Source organism: Pseudomonas sp. (genome assembly GCF_026224925.1).
In the GTDB taxonomy this organism is placed as follows: Bacteria; Pseudomonadota; Gammaproteobacteria; order Pseudomonadales; family Pseudomonadaceae; genus Aquipseudomonas.
In genome coordinates, this window is sequence record NZ_JAMFRV010000396.1 from 1 (window position 1) to 3,162 (window position 3,162).

The following is a 3,162-nucleotide window of genomic DNA, read 5'->3' on the forward strand; positions in this document are numbered from 1 at the left end:
GAGGACATCTCCACCGATGGCACCCGTAAATGGGTCGTCCGTGTAGAGTCCGGCAGCTGTGTCGAGACCGTTTACATCCCCCAGGGCAAGCGCGGTACGTTGTGCGTTTCGTCCCAAGCGGGGTGTGCGCTGGATTGCAGTTTCTGCTCCACCGGCAAACAAGGCTTCAACAGCAACCTCACCGCCGCTGAAGTCATCGGTCAGGTGTGGATTGCCAACAAATCGTTTGGCAGTATCCCTGCTACGGTCGACCGTGCCATTACCAACGTGGTAATGATGGGCATGGGCGAGCCGCTGCTCAATTTCGACAATGTCATTTCTGCCATGCAACTGATGATGGATGACCTTGGCTATGGCATTTCCAAGCGCCGGGTGACGTTGTCCACCTCTGGCGTGGTACCAATGATCGACGAGCTATCCAAGCACGTCGACGTTTCGCTGGCTCTGTCGCTGCATGCCCCTAACGACGAGCTGCGCAGCCAACTGGTACCGATCAACAAAAAGTATCCGCTTAAGGTCCTGCTTGAGTCTTGCCAACGCTATATGGCGTCGCTGGGCGAAAAACGCGTGTTGACCATCGAATACACCATGTTGAAAGACATCAACGACAAGGTTGAGCACGCCATCGAAATGGCTGAGTTGCTCAAGGACATCCCTTGCAAGATCAACTTGATCCCGTTTAACCCGTTCCCGCACTCGGGCTACGAGCGCCCTAGCAATAATGCGATCCGCCGTTTCCAGGATCAGTTGCATCAAGCCGGTTACAACGTCACTGTGCGCACCACCCGTGGCGAAGATATCGACGCTGCATGTGGCCAGTTGGTGGGCATGGTCAATGACCGTACTCGCCGCAGCGAACGTTATATTGCCGTGCGTGAGTTGAGTGCCGAGGCCGATCTGGTCCAAAGCGCCGCGACGCAAAACTGATCGGGACTATGTTAATGAGCCTGCGCACTGCGCTGTTGCTGTGTTTAGTTAACGTGCTGGTCGGCTGTGTGTCGTCGGGCAGCATTAACCCGTTGAGCACCAGCAAGGGCCGGGACGAGGCGCGCTTGGCCTATGTGCAATTGGGTGTGGGTTATTTACAGCAAGGTCAAACGGAACTGGCCAAGGTTCCACTGAAAAAAGCCCTCGACATGGACAGCTCCGACGCTGATGCCAACGCCGCATTAGCGCTGGTCTTTCAGGCCGAGATGGAGCCCGAGCTTGCCGACAAACAGTTTCTCAAGGCACTGTCGTCCCGTCCTGGCGACGCGCGCATCCTGAATAACTACGGCAGCTTTCTCTACGAACAAAAGCGCTACAAAGAAGCTTATGAGCGTTTTCAACAGGCTGCTGCGGACACTCTGTACCCAGAGCGCTCCAGGGTTTTCGAGAGCCTGGGGATGACCTCGATGAGGTTGGGGCAGCGTGATGAAGCCCTGACGTTTTTCACCAAGGCCTTGGGGTTGAACCCTCGGCAGCCGCGTACTTTGCTGGAAATGGCTGAGTTGTCTTACGAAGACGGGCATTATGTACCCTCGCACGACTATTACGACCGTTTTAGCCAACTCAGTGATCAAAATGCACGTAGTCTATTGCTCGGTGTGCGATTGGCTAAGCGTTACGATGATCGCAACAAGGCAGCCAGCTATGGCTTGCAATTAAAAAGACTCTATCCCGGTTCGCCGGAATATCAGCAATACCAGGCGGAGCAATGATGAAAGCGGCGCATCCTGAAGTTGTAGCAGCCACTCGCGTGAATCCTGGTGAAACATTGCGTAAGGGCCGTGAGAGTAAGAACTGGTCGCTGCCTGATGTGGCTTCCAGGCTCAACCTCACCGTGGCGTCGTTAGGCAACGTAGAAACTGGCGATTTTGATAAGCTGCCCGGGCATACTTTTGCCCGCGGTTATATCCGTGCCTACGCCAAACTGCTCGGCCTTGATCAGACCGCACTTGTTCAGCAATTTGACCACTACACCGGGACAGATTCCCACGGCAGTAATGTTCACAGCCTTGGCCGTATCGAAGAACCCGTGCGTCTGTCGCACAATATTCTGCGCATTGTCAGCCTGCTGTTGCTGGTCGTGCTAGTGGGTGCTGGCTTCTTCTGGTGGCAAGACCAGGCAACCCTGCGTGGCAAAGACCCGGTTAGCACTAACCTTGAACATGTCGAAGTCGAAAGTGCTGATGGCACCACTCAGATTCACCCGCTGGATGGACCGGAAGACCAAGCGGTAGCTCAATCTCAAGGCACCCCTTCATCATTGCCGCTTCCCTCCGGTACTCAAACCGCTGAAGTCGCGCCAGTCGTGCCTCCCGTTGTAGCGCCTACTGTCAACGTTCCAGCGGCGCCCGTCCATGTTGTTCCGGTGACACCGACCACCACCGTTGCGCCGACACCGGCAACAACCACGCCGGCGACTCCTCCAGGCACGCCTTCGACTCCAGTTGCTGGCGCCGGGTTGGTCAATCTGAACTTCTCTGCCGATTGCTGGACTCAAGTGACCGACGGCAACGGTAAAGTGCTGCTCAGTGGTGTCAAGCGTAAAGGTGAGAACCTGGACGTTAGCGGCAAACCGCCGCTGACCCTGCGGCTGGGATTTGCGCGGGGAGTTCAGGTGACCTATAACGGCCAGTCCGTTGATCTGGCTCCTTACTCAAGTGGCGAGACTGCTCGCCTAAAATTAGGGCAATAAGTCATGCACGGCGAATCCCCTATCAAGCGTCGCGAAACGCGTAAAATTTGGGTCGGCTCGGTTCCAGTAGGCGGCGATGCTCCTATTGCCGTGCAGAGCATGACCAACAGCGATACCAACGACGTCGCGGCGACGGTTGCGCAGATCAATCGTCTGGAAGCTGCAGGCGTCGACATCGTGCGAATTTCGGTGCCGGACATGGACGCTGCCGAGGCGTTTGGCCGGATCAAGAAACTGGTCAAAGTGCCGTTGGTTGCCGACATCCACTTTGATTACAAGATCGCGTTGCGCGTTGCCGAGCTGGGCGTCGATTGCCTGCGGATTAATCCGGGCAACATCGGCCGCGAAGACCGGGTGCGCGCTGTTGTAAGTGCCGCGCGCGACCGTGGCATTCCAATCCGAATCGGCGTCAACGCGGGTTCGCTGGAAAAAGACCTGCAGAAAAAATACGGCGAGCCGACACCGGCAACAACCACGCCGGC

Annotated in this window: 4 protein-coding genes; all 4 read left to right on the top strand. The window is 56.4% G+C overall.

Annotation, left to right across the window (positions count from 1 at the left end):
• The coding region (gene rlmN / locus M0974_RS17155) for a 23S rRNA (adenine(2503)-C(2))-methyltransferase RlmN (RefSeq protein ID WP_297839157.1) at nt 1-927 on the top strand (927 nt) is incomplete at its 5' end.
• 14 nt (nt 928-941) lie between these two features.
• Complete coding sequence (gene pilW / locus M0974_RS17160; RefSeq protein WP_297839160.1) at nt 942-1,700, top strand: type IV pilus biogenesis/stability protein PilW; 759 nt, start codon at nt 942-944, stop codon at nt 1,698-1,700.
• Entirely contained in the window at nt 1,700-2,680 is a 981-nt protein-coding gene (locus M0974_RS17165; RefSeq protein WP_297839167.1) for a RodZ family helix-turn-helix domain-containing protein, read from the top strand. The genes pilW and M0974_RS17165 overlap by 1 nt, the downstream gene beginning before the upstream one ends.
• Nucleotides 2,681-2,683: 3 nt before the next feature.
• Nucleotides 2,684-3,162 (top strand): flavodoxin-dependent (E)-4-hydroxy-3-methylbut-2-enyl-diphosphate synthase (locus tag M0974_RS17170; RefSeq protein WP_297839164.1); only part of this gene is annotated, 479 nt, incomplete at its 3' end.